Source organism: Polaromonas jejuensis NBRC 106434, assembly GCF_001598235.1.
Classification (GTDB): domain Bacteria; phylum Pseudomonadota; class Gammaproteobacteria; order Burkholderiales; family Burkholderiaceae_C; genus Polaromonas; species Polaromonas jejuensis.
Map to the genome: position 1 here is coordinate 20,362 of NZ_BCYO01000028.1, position 16,906 is coordinate 37,267.

Annotated in this window: 11 protein-coding genes; 2 read left to right on the top strand and 9 right to left on the bottom strand. The window is 58.9% G+C overall.

Translation table 11 applies throughout. From position 1 onward, the window contains the following. Window positions 1-855: 855 nt before the first annotated feature. The 9 genes from PJE01S_RS20695 to PJE01S_RS20735 all read right to left on the bottom strand — a co-directional run bounded on the left by PJE01S_RS20695 (window position 856) and on the right by PJE01S_RS20735 (window position 14,553). Window positions 856-2,607, bottom strand: a complete 1,752-nt coding sequence (locus PJE01S_RS20695) for a multicopper oxidase family protein (protein WP_084389669.1) — start codon at window positions 2,605-2,607, stop codon at window positions 856-858. 254 nt (window positions 2,608-2,861) lie between these two features. Next, complete coding sequence (locus tag PJE01S_RS20700) at window positions 2,862-4,424, bottom strand: multicopper oxidase family protein (protein ID WP_245660897.1); 1,563 nt, start codon at window positions 4,422-4,424, stop codon at window positions 2,862-2,864. A gap of 593 nt (window positions 4,425-5,017) precedes the next feature. Beyond that, on the bottom strand, window positions 5,018-7,681 hold the full coding sequence (locus PJE01S_RS20705) for an Ig-like domain-containing protein (RefSeq protein ID WP_169804408.1): 2,664 nt from the start codon (window positions 7,679-7,681) through the stop codon (window positions 5,018-5,020). Window positions 7,682-7,896: 215 nt separating this feature from the next. Further along, on the bottom strand, window positions 7,897-8,124 hold the full coding sequence (locus PJE01S_RS20710; RefSeq protein ID WP_068835550.1) for a hypothetical protein: 228 nt from the start codon (window positions 8,122-8,124) through the stop codon (window positions 7,897-7,899). Window positions 8,125-8,328: 204 nt separating this feature from the next. Beyond that, window positions 8,329-8,946 (bottom strand): Lcl C-terminal domain-containing protein, encoded by a 618-nt coding sequence (locus tag PJE01S_RS20715; protein WP_169804409.1) that lies wholly within the window; start codon window positions 8,944-8,946, stop codon window positions 8,329-8,331. Window positions 8,947-9,191: 245 nt separating this feature from the next. Next, entirely contained in the window at window positions 9,192-9,785 is a 594-nt protein-coding gene (locus PJE01S_RS20720; protein ID WP_068835552.1) for an SCO family protein, read from the bottom strand. Window positions 9,786-9,851: 66 nt separating this feature from the next. Beyond that, window positions 9,852-11,513, bottom strand: coding sequence for a multicopper oxidase family protein (locus PJE01S_RS20725; protein ID WP_245660899.1), 1,662 nt, complete (start codon window positions 11,511-11,513; stop codon window positions 9,852-9,854). Between the two features lie 342 nt (window positions 11,514-11,855). Then, a complete protein-coding gene (locus PJE01S_RS20730) occupies window positions 11,856-12,800 on the bottom strand; it encodes a general secretion pathway protein GspB (RefSeq protein WP_084389673.1) in 945 nt (314 codons plus the stop codon). Further along, window positions 12,709-14,553 carry an ExeA family protein gene (locus PJE01S_RS20735; protein WP_068835555.1) on the bottom strand — a complete coding sequence of 615 codons (1,845 nt, stop codon included), beginning with the start codon at window positions 14,551-14,553 and terminating at the stop codon, window positions 12,709-12,711. Before PJE01S_RS20735 ends, PJE01S_RS20730 begins: the two co-directional genes overlap by 92 nt. Window positions 14,554-15,072: 519 nt before the next feature. Here PJE01S_RS20735 and gspG point away from each other — a divergent pair. Beyond that, entirely contained in the window at window positions 15,073-15,543 is a 471-nt protein-coding gene (gene gspG / locus PJE01S_RS20740) for a type II secretion system major pseudopilin GspG (protein ID WP_068835571.1), read from the top strand. 18 nt (window positions 15,544-15,561) lie between these two features. Further along, window positions 15,562-16,773 (top strand): type II secretion system F family protein, encoded by a 1,212-nt coding sequence (locus PJE01S_RS20745; protein ID WP_068835556.1) that lies wholly within the window; start codon window positions 15,562-15,564, stop codon window positions 16,771-16,773. Window positions 16,774-16,906: the final 133 nt, after the last annotated feature.

A 16,906-nucleotide genomic window follows, 5' to 3' on the forward strand; every position in this document is an offset into this window, starting at 1 on the left:
CTGGTTGCGTTGCGTGCTCTCCCACATTCCTGCGTTGTTCTCGCGTCGCGTGAGCTCACTCTTCCCGATAATTTGCTTGCCACTGAACCTGCTGGTCAGGTCTTGCGGTTTTGCAAGCCCAACATTGCAAACGTCGTAACAGAAACAAGAAAACCTCAAGGCTTTGCTTAAGACGCCAGGCCATTGACCTTGTCCGCGGGCGGTACTCAAAACGTGTGCTTGCTTCTCTTCCAGTAACGCCAGTAGCGAACTGAAAATTTCAGTGGTCTTGTACATATTGGTACCTCCCTGAAAAGCAGACTTATTCAGAAACACTTCAAAGTCCAATCGACTTTTTGTTACTTTAGGACGGCACTTGTGTCTTGAACAGATACCGATTGCCCGATTGGACGGGAATAGTGACCACCCTACGGGGTTACTAGTGGCACCCCTACCCTCGCTAAAAAATGAGGCGTCGAGAACAAAAAATAGCGGCTCGCCGCTTGAAAATTCATGGCCCAAAGTGCGGCAGACCTACGCTGCCAGCAACGTCCTGGACGCTGTAGCGGCCACGGCCATCGCTGCGGTCAAGGGGAGTGCGGAGCCGTAAAAATCGGCACCTCTGACGGGGCTCACATGGTATTGATGGCAGGGCCGCGTCAGGCCCGCTCGATAGACGGAGCAACCCTTCGCGAGTGATCCGCTGCTTGAGACCCATGGTTTACGTGGCCACGCCATGTACGCCACCACAAACAGATTGCTACAAAATTAGTAGCTGCCTGCGCCTGTTATTCGGACGCTATGGGACTATTTTTTGCTTACGACCTGATCCTTGCCCGGTTCAATCAGTACCTGCGCATCCATCGAGCCGTGGGCTTATGAGGGCACGATGTCGAAGCGAATCATCATGGCGTGGTCTTCGTGGGTCAGGTTGTGGCAGTGCATGACGTACTTGCCCTCAAAGTCCCTGAAGCGCAGGAACACCCGCAACTCATCGTTGGGGGCCAGCACAAAAATGTCTTTGCGACCCGCCTCGGGGCGCGCGGGCGGCTTGCCGTTGCGCGACAGGATGCGCCCTTCCTCAAAGTGAACATGGATGGGATGCGACCAGCCGCCCCCGCCTTTGAACACCCATATTTCGGCGGTATTGCGCTTGGGCTGCACGGTGGGCGTCAGCACGTCAAACAGTTCGCCGTTCACCGTCCAGGCGCCGCCGCGGCGAACGAACTCGAATTTTCTGGTTTTGACAACTTCGGCCAGGTTGATGGGAGGCAACTCCCGCAGCTTGGTGGGCACTTGGCTCTTGTCGGGGCTGGCCGGCAAATCGCCCACATCGAAACGCAGGATTCGCGTGCCCGGGTTCAGTATCTTGCCGGTCGGCCCCCTGCCGTTGACCTGCTCCAGCTTGTTCACGATGAAGAGCTGGGCACCCTTGGGATAGTTGAGGAAATCGATCACGATATCGGCGCGTTCGGCCACCCCCATCCGGAATTTGGTCAGGGTCAGCGTTTCCGGCAGCAGATTGCCGTCGCTGGCGATGTACTGAAAGGGCTGGTCAACGCCCTTGTAGCTGAGGTAGAACTCATAAAAGCGCGACGGCCCGCCATCGAGAAAACGGAAGCGGTACTTGCGGCGCTCAACCTGGAAGAAGGGCTGAATCTTGCCATTGACGCAAAACTTGTCGCCCAGGATGCCGTCGACCTCGAACTGGTCGAAGAACAGCAAGCCATTGCGATCGAACTGCTTGTCTGTAAACGCCAGCGGGATGTCATATTTACCGCTGGGCAGGTGCAGCGCGGTGGAGCTGGGGTCAGTTTCATTACCCGAATCGAGTTCATCGAACAGCAGGTAAAAGCCCATCAGACCCTTGTACACATTGGGACTGGTGAACTCGACGCGGTGGTCGTGGTAGAAAAGAGTGCCCAGCGCTTCGCGCGGATCACCACCCGTTGCGTGAAACGCATCGAAGCCCGCATAGATATTGGGATAGAGGTGATCCCTGTACGCGCCCGCGTGGGCAATGGTGGGGCCAAACTTGGTGCGGCTGTAGTAGTCGCCGGGAAAGCCATCGCTCTCCGAGCCGGTATGCGCGTTGTGCAGGTGGGTGCTGATCTCTGGCGAGCCAAAACCTATCGTGTTGGCGGGCAGGTCGTTGTAGATGCGCACAATGGCGGACTCGCCGTAGCGGGCCTCGAAAGTAGGACCGGGGAAGACGCCGTCATAGCCCCAGATCGTTGAATCAGGCAGTTGCGGATGAAAGGAAAACTTGGCTTCTTTCACATGTATTTCATAGAACTTGCGGGTGCTAGGCCCAAATTCCGCCCAACGCTGGTGCTTGTCACGTCCAGCCTCGCCGGGGCCTGGGCCTTCCTGTGGCGCGGGATCAAGCGCTGCCACGGACTGCTTGAGCGCGGGCACCGGCAGCGGGACGATAAAAGGCGTGGTCGCTGGTGAAGGCGGCAGATCACCACTGCCCCCGGATCTGCTGCCGCCACCTGTGCCGCCGTCCTTGGCTGCGGCGTCACTCAGTTGGCCAAGCAGAAGGCCGGCGCCTGCCGCAGCCGCACCGTACTTGAGTATTTCACGCCTTCCCGCGGCAGGAACACGTAAATCCTTGGGCTTGAGCATTTCGACACCCCTTAAGAAGCGGCTTGAAACCAACTCGCATTCGCTTTGATGCGAGCTTGTTGTCACTTTAGGCGTCGAGATTTTTTTAAACAGCGACCTGTTGCCGTTTTTTTCAAACGTAGGATTCACCCTATCGCAAAAAAATGGCCTCCCCTACCGTGCCAGGCCTGCGGTAATTGCACAGGCTCCGTGCGTTGATGCCAGGCGCATCAGCTGAAAAGACGTAGCCAACATGTATCAATAAATCCTCAGGTTCACGGAGGCACGATGTCCCAGCGAACCATCATGGCGTGGTCTTCGTGGGTCAGGTTATGGCAGTGCATGATGTACTTGCCCTCAAAGTCCCTGAAGCGCAGGAACACCCGCACCTCATCGTTGGGAGCCAGTACATACACGTCCTTGCGACCCGCCTCGTGCGGCGCGGGCGGCTTGCCGTTGCGCGACAGGATGCGCCCCTCCTCAAAGTGAATGTGAATGGGATGCGACCAGCCGCCACTGCCCTTCAACACCCATATTTCGGCCGTGTTGCGCTTGGGCTTTGCCGTGGCGGTCAGCACGTCAAACAGCTTGCCGTTCACCGTCCAGCCGCCGTTGCTGCGATCAAACTCAAAGCGTCTGGTGGTGACGACTTCCGCCAGATTGATGGGGGGCAACTCGCGCAGCCTGGCGGGCACGCGGCTGTTGTCGGGGCTGGCCGGCAGATCCCCCACGTCGAAACGCAGGATTGGCGTGCCCGGGTTCAGTATCTTGCCGGTCGGGCCTCGGCCGTTGACCTGCTCCAGCCTGTTCACGATGAACAGCTGGGCGCCCTTGGGGTACCTGGCGAAGTCGATCACGATGTCGGCACGTTCGGCCACCCCCAGGCGGACCTTGCTCATGGTCAGCGGTGCCGGCAGCAGGTTGCCGTCGTTGGCAATGTACTGGAAGGGCTGGTCAACGCCGTTGTAGCTGAGGTAGAACTCATAAAAGCGCGACGGGCCACCATCGAGCAGACGGAAGCGGTACTTGCGGCGCTCCACCTGGAAGAAAGGCTGAATCTTGCCGTTGACGCAGAACTTGTCGCCCAGAATGCCATCAACCTCAAACTGGTTGAAGAACAGGAAGCCGTTGAGATCGAACTGCTTGTCCTGGAACACCAGCGGAATGTCATATTTGCCGACACCGCTGGGCAGGCGCAGCGCCTTGGGGTTGGGGTCGTTTTCATTGCCCGAGTCAATTTCATCGAACAGCAAATAAAACCCCGTCAGGCCCTTGTACACATTGGGTCCGGTGAAGTCGATGCGGTGGTCGTGGTACCACAAGGTGCCCAGCGCTTCGCGTGGATCGCCTTCAGTGCCATGGAAGCCGTCATAGCCCGCGTAGCAATTGACATAGTGGTGGTCCTTGTACGCACCCGGCTCGGTCATGGTGGGGCCAAACTTGGTGCGGCTGTAGTAGTCGCCGGTGAAGCCATCGCTCGCAGAACCGACATGCAGGTTGTGCAGATGGGTGCTGATTTCGGGCGAGCCAAAACCTATGCTGTTGGCGGGCAGGTCGTTGTAGATGCGCACCATGATGGGCTCGCCGTAGCGGGCCTCGAAAGTGGGCCCAGGCAATATCCCGTCATAGCCCCAGATGTTCTGCGTGGGCAGCTGAGGGTGGAAGGAATGCTTGTCCTGCCTGACATGCATCTCGTAGAACTTTTTGGTGTTGGGCCAAAAATCATCCCAGCGCGGATGGTTGGGACGTCCGCACTCGCCAGGGGCTGTGGTCTCCTGCGGCGCGGGATCAAGCGCAGCCACCGGCTGCTTGGGCAGATACACGGGCAGCGGGACCATGAAAGGCGTGGTCGCTGGCGAGGGCGGCAGAGTGCCACCGCCCCCACCGCCGCTACTTGTTCCACCATCCTTGGCCGTGACGTCACTCAGTTGGGTCAACAGCAAACCAGCACCTGCCGCAGCCGCACCGTACTTGAATACTTGACGCCTTCCCGACACAGGAACACGCGAATCATTGGACTTGGACATTTCCTCCACCCTCTTAAACATCAAATTGAAACCAACACATCACGTTGTTGCACGATTGTTAATTTACGTGTCGACGTGTTTTTTTGAAAGCTATTTGAAAGCTATCAACCTAAAGATAGGAATGACCCTATCGAACAAAGGGGGGAACTCCTATGGTTCAGGGTGAACGGAGCATCAGCGGCATGACGCTGCCAAGTCATTATTCCGGGCGGACCAGGCGCACGCTGTATGCGCCCTCCTTGACGTCATAGCTGCCACGACCGTCACTGAAGTCAACGCCCCATGCGAAGTTGCTGTCATCGGAAAACGATCTGAAGCGGTGTTCTACGCACTTGATTCAAGGCGACAGTTTCAAAAAAAAAGTGCCGACAGAATATCTGCCGGCACCTTGGGCGCTCCCCTTTTTAATTCCGGATCGTCACCGGGAAACTCTGCGTGGCTCCCCCCGTCGAAACGACGCTGATGGTGCTACCAGCCGTGGGAACTATCGGCGATCCGGCCGCCCGAACCGACCAGGCCCCCGCCACCACCGCCGCACTGCCTATGACCGGGCCCGTCGCGCTGCCCAGGCGCACAGTCACGGTGGCACCTTCGGCAGAGCTGGTGCCATTGATGCGCCATTCAGCTTTAGTGGTACGGAACTGCGCCGCGGCGACGGCAAGACTTTCAGCCGCCGTTACGGTGACATTAACGGTGCCGGTTGCAGCGCCACCGTGGCCATCGGAAATGGCGTAGGTGAAAGTGTCGGTTCCGGCGGGTCCGGCGTTGGGGGTGTAGCGCACGCTGCTTCCAACAATCGTCACTGTGCCGCGGCTGCCTTGAGTGACGCCGGTGATCGTTAGCGCATCCCCGTTGGCGTCAGTATCGTTTGCCAGCACGGCAATGGTCACCGAGCTGCCAACAGCGACGCTGGCGGAGTCGGCGTTGGCCACAGGCGCGAAGTTCTGCTGCGCGTTCACTGTCACGCTGACACTCGCAGAAGCGCTGCCGCCCCGACCATCGCTGATGGTGTAGGTGAAGCTGTCGGGGCCCGCATAGCCTGCTGCGGGCGTGTACCTGACCGTGATGCCATTGGTACTGACCGTCCCATGGGCCCCCTGGCTAACACCCGACACGCTCAGGACATCGTGGTCAGGGTCGGTATCGTTGGCCAGGACTGAAATCACCACCGCAGTCTGGAAAGCCGTCGTCGCAGCATCGTTGACCGCAACCGGGTTATGGTTGGTCCCTCCTTGGGCGACCGTAAAGACCAGCTCCACATTGGGCGTTGGCACGATGGTGATGGGTGCCGGATCAACAGGAGGCCATGCCAGCAGGGATGAATTTCCGTTGAAATTTCCGGCGGCGGGCGCAACGAATCCGTTGCTGGTTCGGCTGACGCTGGCATCCACAAAAGACAGCATCCGGTTGCGCGTATCTGACAACTGATTCGCCGTAAAGTTGCTGTCGCCATAAGTGCCGGCGGGAAAGCCGAGGAACGGTGGATTGGCAGGGGCCTGCAAGCGGGGGTCAAAGCCCTCGAACGGGAACGGGTCAAGCGGCTGGGGCGTGCTCTCGCAGCTGCCATTGCAGCCGCCGGGACTCAGGCGGCGATCCAGGTTCCAGGGAATGCCCGAGAAACTGAAGGCCGTATTCGTCCGGGCAATGTTGATCTCAAAGAAATTGGGAATGTCAATGCCACCCAGACCGATGCCGAAGGGGAACAAATACTGGCCGTTGGTCGCCACGGCGCCGCTCACATCCAGCGTTGTCAGTGTGGGGTCTGCCAACTTGCGCCCGGTGCGCGCCTGTATCTCATGCGGCAGAGGACTCAGTATGCCCACCATTTCGGTGATGTTGCCCTCAGCACTGCCGCCCGCCGGGCAGATGTTAAGACCCGCCAGGCGGGGATCTGCGCGCAAGTGGGCACAGGGGTTCAGGCGAGCCTTGGCACCGACGCCAAAATCCACGTCATGACGGATGCGAAAGATGTCGCCTCCACCCGCAACAATGCCCTGCCCGGTACAGGTGCTCGCGCCCGCCGCAATATCACAGCCAACCGTGCTGGCCAATGGAAATTCATGCTTGGCGTTGGCAACCGGGTCGTAGTGGATGGACCAGATCACCACGTCAGCAGGTGCGACCGTCGAAAAACCGATGAACAGGCTGCGAACGCGCTGGTTCTGAAAGCCGGGGGCGTCAATAAATACTTCATCGGGGAAGATGTAGTCGGGCTGACCCGCAACCAGTTTGGTGGTCAGCGCCATGGCGTTTTTGGTCGTGTGGGATGACAGGAAGTGCACGCCGTTCACCGTCTCGAAGTTGCCCTCGGCGGTGATGCTGTCACCCAGCATGATGGGCGCCATGCGGCGGGAGTCATCCACGGGCTGCCCGCCGCTGATGGTTCGGTTGGTGACCGGGCATAAGAGATCGCCAGTGCCGTCAGCCGCAGCCTGCGTACTGGGTTGCGCCGCCATCACGGGTGCGGAAGCCAGGCCAGGGAAGGGACGCGCCACCGTGCTGGGAATGCACAGTGGATAACCCGTGACAAAAACACTGGTGTAATTGTCTGGGTCCAGGGTAAAGCGCGGATCAGCGCTGCAGTTGCTGGAGCCGGTGGCGCATCCGGTCCCCGACTGAATGGTGTGGCGTGCGCTGGGATCATTCAAGCGCACCATGATGCCGGCGGACGCGTCACCCACATTGCCATTGAGCCGGAAATACCCTTCGTCGTAGTTGATGTAAGTCACGGCACCGCTGACCGACTCAACCCCCTTTTCGATGAACACATCACCCGCAATGACATTGCCACCGTTGGTACGGTTGGCGGCAACGGTCACCATGGCGCCAACGCCGCTGGTGTTACAGCTGTCGCCTTTGGCCAGCCCACTCTGGCCAAGACTGACACAGGCTGCCGGGGCCTGCTCAAAAAGCTGTTTCAGCGTCAGACGATTAGCCGGCAAATCCATCAGCAAATTGCGCGGGAGAATGATGTTTTGACCACCCACCACCATGGTGCCGCCAGACCAGTGATCTGTCGGATTGTTCAGGGTCAGGCTTTGAATCTCACCATCGATAGGTGCGGTCACCGCCGCCTGAACACCCGTGCCAGACAGACCCAACAGACCGAGCAAGCCCAGCGTGGAAACAAGCCTGGCACACGCGGTATAGAGCCTCCTCGATACAGCTACCTTGAAAATTGGCGCTCCTCGCGTCCTGCCTGTGCGCCTGCTCGATTGGCTTGCAGCGCCTGTGATTAGGTTATCAGACATGGCTCCCTCCCAAATAAACTCGTTAATGAAATTCACACACTCATGCTCAAGATCACGTCCTTGATCATCTTGGGCGTTGAAAGCGCTGGCAGATCCCCACCGCCCCCAGACCCGCTGCCACCACTTTTGCCGTCGTCACCTTTGGCTGCGAAATCGCTCAGTTGGATCAGCAGCGAACCGGCACCTGCCGCCGCGGCGCCGTGCTTGAATGCTTCACGCCTTCCCGCGACAGGAACACGTAAATCCTTGGGCTTGAGCATTTCGACACCCCTTTTAAAACCGGCTTGAAACCAACTCACATCCGAATGGATGCCAGTGAGTTGTTACTCTAGGTGTCGACGTGTTTTTTTGAAAGCTATTTGAAAGCTATTGACCTAAAGATAGGAATGACCCTATCGAACAAAGAGGGGAACCCCCATGCTTCAGGGTGAACGGAGCATCAGCGGCATGACGCCGCACAAGCATTATTCCGGGCGGACCAGGCGCACGCTGTAAGCGCCGTCCTTGACGTCATAGCTGCCACGACCGTCGCTGAAGTCAACGCCCCATGCGAAGTTGCTGTCATCGGAAAACGTGGAGGCCGACCAATAAAAATTGGCGCGCGTTCCAGGAAACCACACGGTGTTGATGGCTGGGTTGCGGCAGGCCTGCTCCGTCAGGTTAAACAGCTCTTTGTGCGTGGGTAAGCGCCATGCCTGGGCGGAGGCTACGGTGGAGGAAGCAGAAGACGATGTAGCGGCTGCGGAGGCGGAGGCCAACGCGGCATCGCTTGGGTTGATGCCGGTTTCCGCGGCGCTTGCCAGCGCCTGCGCCTTGACCCATGTATAGGTGGCAGCACTGCCCAGGCAGGTTTTTCCGTTCCAGCGTTGGCCCATGCTGCAACGCTGCCAGATCAGCATGGTCACGTTGTCCTTGACCTCAGCGCCACCATTGACGGCGCTGTAGCGGCTGTCCGGCGCTGTGAGTGCCGCATTCGGGTTGCAAGTCTGGGTCTGGGACCATCCAGAAACATGCGCAGTCGTCAGCAGTGCAAGCAGAAAGACGGTGAGGCTGCCTGAATTTTTGAAACATCCATTTGTCACAAAACAATCCTTTGCCATCCATAGACATCTGAAGCGGTGTTCAACGCACGTGATTCAAGGCGACAGTTTCAAAAAAAGTGCCGACAGAACATCTGTCGGCACCTTGGGCGCTCCCCTTTAATTCCGGATCATCACCGGGAAACTCTGCGTGGCTCCCCCCGTCGAAACGACGCAGATGGGACTGCCCGCCGTGGGGTTATGCGATCAGACATGCTCACCCCTCCCCATAAACTCATTATTGGAATTTACACACTCATGCTCAAGATCGCGTCCTTGATCATCTTGGGTGTGGAAAGCGCTGGCATCATGCACCAGCGGTCGTAAGCGTCGTTACCAATGCGCAGCATCCCGGTATGCGTTGATTTATCGGCGTCTTTTTTCTCGTCCAGGTCATAAAACCCCAACCTGCGCCGAATAATCTCGGTGTCTTTGGGTGTGCCCGTCAAGAACGTCCAGCCAGGCTTCACACCAAACGCTTTGGCATATGCGTTCAAAGTTTTGGGGGTATCGTGCTCGGGCAGCAGCGTGATCGAATACATGAATATGTCTTTGCCCACGCGTTTTCCCAAGGCCTCTTGCACCCGCAGCAAATTGGCGGTCATGTTGGGGCAGATGCCGTCGGAGCAAACTTCCAGCATCATGTTGATGACGACCAGCTTCCCTCTTATCAGATCGTCATAAAACTTGACCTTTTTACCCTCATGCGTCTGAAAAATGGCGTTGGAAAAATAGCCTGCCCGTTGCCCGGTGCCAGAGGAAGTTTGCATTCCGGTGGCTGCAAAGACCGGGCTCAAGGCGACTCCGCCAAAGCCTGTGAGCAATGTACGTCTGCTGGTCATGATGATGTTCTCCGGTTGTGAATATGAGAGATCGGCTCAAAGTCATGCATCGACAAGGCAGTGCTCTCACGGAGGCACAATGTCCCAGCGAATCATCATGGCGTGGTCTTCGTGGACCAGGTTATGGCAGTGCATCATGTACTTGCCCTCGAAGTCCCTGAAGCGCAGGAACACATGCACTTCGTGGCCTGGGCCCAGCACATACACGTCCTTGCGACCCGCCTCGTGGGGCTCGGGCGGCTTGCCGTTGCGCGACAGGATGCGGCCCTCCTCAAAGTGAATGTGGACCGGGTGCGACCAGCCGCCCCCGCCCTTCAACACCCATATTTCGGCCGTGTTGCGCTTGGGCTTTGCCGTGGCGGTCAGCACGTCAAACAGCTTGCCGTTCACTGTCCAGCCGCCGTTGGCGTTAGCGAACTCAAAGCGCCGGGTGGTGACGACTTCCGCCAGGTTGATGGGGGGCAGCTCGCGCAGCCTGGCGGGCACGCGGCTGTTGTCGGGGCTGGCCGGCAGGTCACCCACATCGAAACGCAGGATTGGCGTGCCCTGGCCCAGTATCTTGCCGCTCGGGCCTCGGCCGTTGACCTGCTCCAGCTTGTTCACGATGAACAGCTGGGCGCCCTTGGGGTACCTGGCGAAGTCGATCACGATGTCGGCGCGCTCGGCCACCCCCAGGCGGACCTTGCTCATGGTCAGCGGGGCCGGCAGCAGGTTGCCGTCGTTGGCAATGTACTGGAAGGGCTGGTCAACGCCGTTGTAGCTGAGGTAGAACTCATAAAAGCGCGACGGACCACCATCGAGCAGACGGAAGCGGTACTTGCGACGCTCGACCTGGAAGAAAGGCTGAATCTTGCCGTTGACGCAGAACTTGTCGCCCAGAATGCCATCAACCTCAAACTGGTTGAAGAACAGGAAGCCGTTGAGATCGAACTGCTTGTCCTGGAACACCAGCGGAATGTCATATTTGCCGACGCCGCTGGGCAGGCGCAGCGCCTTGGGGTTGGGGTCGTTTTCATTGCCCGAGTCGAGTTCATCGAACAGCAAATAAAACCCCGTCAGGCCCTTGTACACATTGGGTCCGGTGAAGTCGATGCGGTGGTCGTGGTACCACAAGGTGCCCAGCGCTTCGCGTGGATCGCCTTCAGTTTCGTGATACGCGTCATATCCCGCGTAGCAATTGATGTAATGGTGGTCCTTGTACGCGCCTGGTCCGGTCATGGTGGGGCCAAACTTGGTGCGGCTGTAGTAGTCGCCGGTGAAGCCATCGCTCTCCGAACCGTCATGCAGGTTGTGCAGATGGGTGCTGATCTCGGGCGAGCCAAAACCTATGCTGTTGGCGGGCAGGTCGTTGTAGATGCGCACCATGATGGGCTCGCCGTAGCGGGCCTCGAAAGTGGGCCCAGGCAATATCCCGTCATAGCCCCAGATGTTCTGCGTGGGCAGTTGAGGGTGGAAGGAATGCTTGTCCTGCCTGACATGCATCTCGTAGAACTTCCTGGTTTCGGGAAAAAAATCTCCCCAGCGCTGATGCTTGGGACGTCCGCACTCACCGGGAGCAAGAGTCTCCTGCGGCGCGGGATCAAGCGCTGCCACGGGCTGCTTGGGCAGATACACCGGCAGCGGCACCATGAAAGGCGTGGTCGCTGGCGAGGGCGGCAGAGTGCCACCGCCCCCACCGCCGCTACTTGTTCCACCATCCTTGGCCGTGACGTCACTCAGTTGGGTCAACAGCAAACCAGCACCTGCCGCAGCCGCACCGTACTTGAATACTTGACGCCTTCCCGACACAGGAACACGCAAATCCTCGGACTTGGACATTCGACACCCCCGTAAGAAACTGTTTTGAACTCACATCCGCCTTGATGCGAGCAGGCTGTTACTCTAGGTGTCGATTTGTATTTTTAAAAGTGAATTGCAGCCCGTTTGGCCAAAGATAGGAATCACCCTATCGAAAAAAGGTGAGCGCCCCTACCGTGTCTGGGCAAAGGTTCTCGCACGAGGCGGCCAGGAGGGATACGCCAATGCCAAGGGCAGAGGTGTGGCGATGTGGAGGTTGGCGGGCGCAGCCGCTCAAAACATCTCTACGCGAAAGCGGTAGCCGCGAAAACTGAAAAGCAGGTGATCTTGCGCGATCTGCTCAAGCTTCATCCCGGCAATCAACTCATCCCCCTCGCGCAGGCTGCGCTCGTTGATGCTGACCACGCGCCCTCCCGCCTCAGCCGAGTCGACGTAGCCGCTTGTACTTATTTTTGGAATCTCACGACGCACTTCAGGTGGCAGCTCGTCCAGGCGCAACACGCGCGCACTCAGCAAGGGCTTCAGGACAGGAGCTTCCCCGGGCACGGCCGCCGCAGGTTTACTGGTACGGCCGGCGGCTGCTTTTTTATCGGGTGCCGGGCTTGCCGGAGCAGAGGCACTGGCCGCATTATTTTGCTCAAGCGAACCGTCCTTGCCCACTACTTTGTCAGCCTTGCCAGACACGCCGCGCAGCCTGCTGCCTGCGTCCATCTGAGCTGGCGCCGCAGGTCGCGCATTTGCCGGCGGTGCGACCAGTGAGGCGCCTGAAGACACAGCGCTGGGGGACGACTTGGCGTTGCCATTGTGTGCCTCCCCGTCCATCACTGAAAGGTCCATGGCGCGGTTGAATGGCTTTGCCAGTGGCGCGCGCGCTACCTCACGGCCGGTAGCGGGCAAGATGGCGGCCGGCTTTTCATGCATGGCATTTTCGTTCGGCTTGCCGGACCACCACCACCCCAGGCCGGTTGCACCTGCAATGACAGCGACCAGCGTGGCGCCATATAGCCAGGCCGAGGGCTCACGGACCGGTTCTTCGGCAGACAGCGTGATGCTCTTTATATCGGGGAGCTTTGTGGCAAGCCGCGCCTGCTCGGCCTTTTTAAGCGCTTCGAGGATGTAGGACATGCTAGTTGCCTTTCTTCGAAGAGGCGAGCTGCGGAATCTGGCTGTCCGCTGCCGCCGCCAGGCGGATAGCGGTGTGCGGCCCCACTCTGCCATCGGCCCGCATACCCAGCTCTTTCTGAAATCTCTGCACCTGCTGCATGAGGTTGTTATCAAACACCTGTTTGGATTGGGTCGCTGGCGGCAGGCGGCCAAGCTGCACGAGTTGGCGCCGCAGCCACAACACTGAGGCGCCACGGTCACCACGCTCCATCACGCCCGAGTAGTCAGGCGGCACCCGCCACAACACGGTATAGTCGCCCGTCCACCCGTCAACGACCTCGCCAATCCCACGCGTAGCGACACCGTCTTCGGACACCCATGTTGCCGTGGTGCTGCTCAGGCCGGAAAGCATGGCATATCGATTGGCCTTTGCAGGTTTTAGCCGGAGCAGCGCGGGCTGGTTGAGTTCCTGCAAATCCTGAAGCGTCCCGTTGGCACTCAAGCAGCGCAGGCCTGCAGTGATCGCCTGTTCGCAGGGTGCAAGCGGGCTTTCGGCACGATAGCTGATCCCCCAGCGGCCGAACAACGCTCGCCAGGCGACGGTCTCGCTGCGCACTGGCTCAGCCCCAACCGGGTCAGATACAGTTGCACCGAGAGCCGCGTTCCTGGCGCCGTCGGTCCCAGGCTGAGAGCCGGCGCCTGCGACAACGTTTGTCGCAATAGCAATAGGTTTTCCAACTGCAGACACTGCGAGCGGCGGCGTAACGATTGGAGCGATTTCATTGGCATCGGCAGCACCGGCAAACGGCGCGGCAACGGTCGGTGTGGTTTCGCCGACAGCCCCCGCGGCAGACGCACTTGGCGTTTTTGCTGCCACCACAGGCATACGCGCTTCGGCCGGACGCACCACATTGAGCCTGAAAGACGCCGGCACAAATCGATTGACGTAGTCAAGAAACCTCATTGGCATGAGCGCGAAACCCGCCATCAGGCCAACGCAGGCCAGCCCTGCGGCGGTGAACGCCCAACGCGGCGCTGCCCTTGGGGAGCGCGAATCATCTTCGCCACGCACCTCCCGTATCGCCTTGTGCAGAACCTTGCGATCCACTTTGTCTTTGCCCTCGACATACGCACCTAACAACGCGCGGTCACAGATCAGGTTCACGAGACGGGGAACGCCTCGGCTGGCACGGTAGATAGCCGGGACAAGACGCGATGGGATGATCTGGCGCTGACTGCCCGCTGTCGCCATGCGATGCGAGATATAGCCCGCAAGGTCACTCCTGGCCAGCGGCCCCAGATGAAACCGCGCGATGATGCGCTGCGCCAGTTGTGCAAGCTCGGGTTGCGCAAGTTTTTTCCTGAGTTCGGGCTGTCCCAGCAAAATGATTTGCAGCAGCTTGCGCTCGGTGGTTTCCAGATTGGTCAGCAAACGCATCTGCTCGAGCACATCCGCCGAGAGGTTTTGCGCCTCATCAATGATAAGAAGCGTATTGCGCCCAGTGGCATGTGCGTTCAACAAGTGGACATTGATACGGTCGACCAGCGTCTTTGTGCTCGCTACCCCCGCAGGTACCTCGATATGCAGTTCATCGCAGATGGTGGATAGCAACTCCAGCGCGGTGAGCTTGGGGTTGAAGATGAAAGCGACGTCGCAATTTTCAGGCAGCTGCCCGAGAAGACAACGGCACAGCGTGGTTTTGCCGGTGCCGATTTCACCAGTGAGCAACACGAAGCCACCGCCTGCAGTGGCCCCGAACAGCAAATGTGCAAGAGCCTCGCGGTGCTGCAGACTCAAATACAGGTTATGCGGGTCGGGTGCAATCGAAAACGGTGACCTGTTGAAACCGAAATATTGGTGATACATGGTTGTATTCGCCCCCTGTTTGGCCTACCCCCAAAGTAGCTCAACCCCCATGGCAGAAAACCCATGGATGCCGGCGCCATTACTTTGACACAAAAAAACAGCTTGGTGCTGGCATCCGTGAAAACGATAGAACATGACGCCAGCTTTCAGCCGCGATTGGGCGCCGCTACAAGGTCAAGGCGCCCTGCGGCAAGGCAAACAGGCCTGGCCCTGCACGAAACAGCCAGGGTTCTCCTGGAATTCAGGAGACTTTTTTTTGCTTTTTTCCTGCCGCCAGGCCTAGGCCAAACCACTGATCCTGCCTTTGGCTCGGACTCCGCCCCCTCCTGTTCAGCGCCCCAGATCGTCCAAATATCTGTCCACGCTGACATGTAACCGAGTGCGGAAGATCGCCGCCACCCCACCCAACCCTACTAAGGCATGGTTGACCCTATCTACAACGTAGGGTCGTCACCCGTGACTTCGCGTCTCGGTGGTTGCAAGATATTTCAAAACGTCAACCAACACAGGGTGCCCATCGTGAACGCTGCCGCCACTGCCCCAACAACCAGACAGGCACACGCCGTCGCCGGCCACCCACGGGCAGGCGGATTCACCCTGCTGGAGCTGCTGGTGGTGGTAGTCATCATCGGCTTGCTGGCCGGTTTTGTGGCCCCTCGCTATTTTGACCAGGTGGGCAAGTCAAAAACCAAAGTAGCCAAGGCACAGATTGACTCGCTCGAAAAGGCACTCGACCAATACCGGCTTGACTTGGGCCACTACCCCACCACCGAACTGGGTCTGGCCGCGCTGGTGGTCAGGCCCAGCACCGAGAGTGAAACCAAATGGCAAGGGCCGTACTTGAAAAAGGCTCTGCCCAACGACCCGTGGGATCGTCCGTATATATACCGCTCTCCCGGCGAAAGCGGGCGCGAGTATGAGCTGCTTTCTCTGGGTGCCGATGGCCAGCCGGGCGGCACTGGCGAAAACGCCGATGTGACCTCCTGGTAGCTTATGGAGCCATCCATCATGAAATTCCAGATTCTTGTCAGCAGCTCTCACGGTGCCATGCGCATGCTGGATATGGCTGCGACCAGTGAAACGGAGGCCCGCCACCACGCCCAGGCGCAAGGCTTTCGGGTGCTTTCAGTCAAGACCACGGAGTCGTCAAGCGCGCAAGGAGCCATGTCGCAAAAGCGCTGGACGACGGGCCGCTCGCAGTTTGACCCGGGACTTTTCGCACAGGAACTGGGGGCCTTGCTGGAAGCCGGTTTGAGCGTGATGGAGTCGCTGCAAACATTGGGCAGCCGTGAACCCGCGGCGGTTCGCGAGCAAATGTACAACCCCATGCAGCGCACCCTGGAAGAGGGACAGCCCCTGTCGGCAGCCATGACGCGCATCAAGGACAAGTTTCCGCATCTGCTGATCGCCAGCGTCAAAGCCAGCGAGTACACCGGTGACATGAGCGCATCGCTGCGCCGTTATGCCCTCACCCACAAACGTATGCAGGGGTTGCGTGAAAAGGTGGTCAGTGCCTCCATTTACCCCGCCCTGCTGACGGCGGTGGCCATCGTCGTGCTGATTTTCCTGCTCGGCGTCGTGGTGCCCAAGTTTGCCGGCTTGATTGACAGCAACTCGCAGCAAATTCCGGCCGCCTCCCGACTTCTGATGCGCTGGGGCACCCTGGTCAACCAGCACTTTAACGCGATTGTGCTTGTGTTGGGCGCACTGGCGGCCGGGGGCATTTTTACGCTGTCGCGCACTTCGGTGCGCGACTGGATAGGCGCGCATGCGACGAAGCTTCCGCTCGTGGGCGGCTATGTGCGCCTGTATCGGCAAACGCAGTTTTGGCAGACAAGCGCCATGTTGATTGAGGGTGGCGTTCCCGCACCCCAGGCATTTGGCATGTCGGTGAATTTGCTGGGAGCCGACGATGCACAGAGGTTGCAGAGCACCCTGCTAAAAATCAACTCCGGTCATGAACTGGCAGAGGCCTTCAATGCCGCGGGCATGGTGGACAGCGTGTCGTACCGCATGTTGAAAGTGGCGCAAAAAACCGGACAGCTGGGGCGCGTTTTGGGACAGTTGGCAGGCTTTCAAAGCGACGTTCTGGAGCGCGGCATTGACCGTTTGACCCGCTTGCTCGAGCCAATTTTGATGATTGTGATCGGTTTGGCGATAGGCGGCGTTGTCGTGCTGATGTACATGCCTATTTTTGATCTGGCCTCCAGTATTCAGTGAGGATGCCGTGGATAAATTACCTTCAATAGAACTCAGTGCAGCGGCGGTGCGTGATGCCCAAAGCAAGGCCACGGCCTCCAACCGCGCGATTGATATCCTCGCGGCACAGTTTGGCGGCGCAAGCGAGCTGTTT

Bases quoted from the DNA above. Each gene is read 5' to 3' on its own strand.
- PJE01S_RS20695 (WP_084389669.1), bottom strand. From the start codon at position 2,607: ATGCTCAAGCCCAAGGATTTACGTGTTCCTGCCGCGGGAAGGCGTGAA.
- PJE01S_RS20700 (WP_245660897.1), bottom strand. From the start codon at position 4,424: ATGGTCCCGCTGCCCGTGTATCTGCCCAAGCAGCCGGTGGCTGCGCTT.
- PJE01S_RS20710 (WP_068835550.1), bottom strand. From the start codon at position 8,124: ATGCTCAAGCCCAAGGATTTACGTGTTCCTGTCGCGGGAAGGCGTGAA.
- PJE01S_RS20720 (WP_068835552.1), bottom strand. From the start codon at position 9,785: ATGACCAGCAGACGTACATTGCTCACAGGCTTTGGCGGAGTCGCCTTG.
- PJE01S_RS20730 (WP_084389673.1), bottom strand. From the start codon at position 12,800: ATGGCAGAGTGGGGCCGCACACCGCTATCCGCCTGGCGGCGGCAGCGG.
- PJE01S_RS20735 (WP_068835555.1), bottom strand. From the start codon at position 14,553: ATGTATCACCAATATTTCGGTTTCAACAGGTCACCGTTTTCGATTGCA.
- PJE01S_RS20745 (WP_068835556.1), top strand. From the start codon at position 15,562: ATGAAATTCCAGATTCTTGTCAGCAGCTCTCACGGTGCCATGCGCATG.